This window comes from Bacillus sp. EB106-07-01-XG149 (assembly GCF_058791555.1).
The window spans coordinates 1-519 of the sequence record NZ_JBYTDP010000025.1 but is presented as its reverse complement, the minus strand read 5'-3'; the positions used below and the strand labels follow the sequence as shown (position 1 = coordinate 519).

Sequence of the window (519 nt, the reverse complement as noted above, 5' to 3'; positions counted from 1 at the left end):
AACGACACCTAATATATCAAAGACCGTTTTTTTCTCATATCGATGAGATTTCCGCCCGTTTTGCTGTAGGAGATTGAACAGGCGGAGTAACACCTTTGATAGCTCTTGGGTGTTTTTTTGTATAGTTTGGAATAGAAGAAGAAAATAGTCTTTAATCATATATATGGCTTTATACTCACTAAGCTCTCGTTTTTTCTTCATGAGGAGCAATTGGCGCATTTGAAACATGATAGAAGAACAGAGTAGAATGGCAATCAATTGGCCATATAAATGGCACTCCAATCGTTCTGATTTTATCTTTTTACAATGATGGATTTGAAAGAATGACTTCCACGTTTTAAATAAAATTTCGATTTGCCAACGCAAAGAATACCAGTCATGTACCTGTCCCATCGGGACAATATCTGTAGAAGTGTTTGTCATATATACATTGATACCACTGAGTCGTTTACTACGAGGAGAATACTTCATTCCTTTCTTTTTTTCTCTTACAGCTTGATCTTGTAATCGTTTTTGTTG

General features: G+C 35.6%; 1 protein-coding gene. It reads right to left on the bottom strand.

Features of this window, described 5'->3' with window-relative positions:
* Positions 1-519 (bottom strand): transposase (locus tag AC3WTA_RS28485; RefSeq protein ID WP_492333150.1); only part of this gene is annotated, 519 nt, incomplete at both ends.